This window comes from Pseudomonas sp. 05N434 (assembly GCF_056396965.1).
Genome location: NZ_JBFTMK010000963.1, coordinates 1 through 865, shown reverse-complemented (window position 1 = coordinate 865; position 865 = coordinate 1). Strand labels below are relative to the sequence as shown.

Below are 865 nucleotides of genomic sequence, written 5' to 3'. Positions count from 1 at the left end.
TTCACAACTGGCTGAGCAAATCCGGCTACTGCACTGCCCATGATGTGCATGCCAACCATGTGAGATGACGAAACGGCTCCGGCCTCGATTTCAATCAAACCATAAGGCACCGTAGAAGATGCTGGAAGCGCTGTGATATATGTGGCGCTGGAGCCATCCCCACAATGACTAACACTGTGCAGCTTAACAAAAATCGAGTGTGGGTAAGATCCAGCCGGGTAACGCACCCATCCTCCGCCTTGGTTCTTTACATACTCAGAAGCGGCGGCTGTAGCCGGCGTCCAATCCCAGGTTGAAGGAAGGAGTCCAGGCTTGAAGATAATCGCGTCCGCGAACTCCCAGATATTCACCGTTACACCAGACAGCATCATATTGACTGTAGTAATAGTGTCCGCCACAACGCCGCGCTTGAAGCCCATGTCTGTCGAGACAATCTCATTGGTGGGTTGGTCGTTCGTGACTCCCGATTTTCCTAAAATACTCATAATATGATCATCCATGATTGTGATGTTTGGTTTAGTTACAACAGCCCTGTTCGCATTTCTAGTTACTGCTGCTTTGGTTTCCGACGGTGCTCGGCTAAACGCCACCGCCAACTGACTGGCTTCCCAGCGAATCACGTTGTAAGCCAGCCAAAGTCCCCATACCTCCTGATAGACCAGGTCGACTTTTTTGCTACGCAAGGTCATCGCGTTCCGCTGCATCGAAGTCTTGATGGCAATGGAGCCCAATTCGATCTCCCAGCGCTCTGATAAAGCTTGGCAACGGCCTTGGCTGTAGGTATCGGCTGGGCGCCGTCGGCCTGCTCCAGGAGATAGCTGAGATCATCCAGATCAATCACCTGAGCTCGGTGCAGAGCGTGCGC

At 52.4% G+C, this 865-nt stretch carries 1 pseudogene; it reads right to left on the bottom strand.

The annotated features are described in order from the left end of the window. Positions 1–563: 563 nt before the first annotated feature. Positions 564–755, bottom strand: a pseudogene (locus AC1DLB_RS31080) (IS4 family transposase); the annotation flags it as partial. Positions 756–865 lie beyond the last annotated feature (110 nt).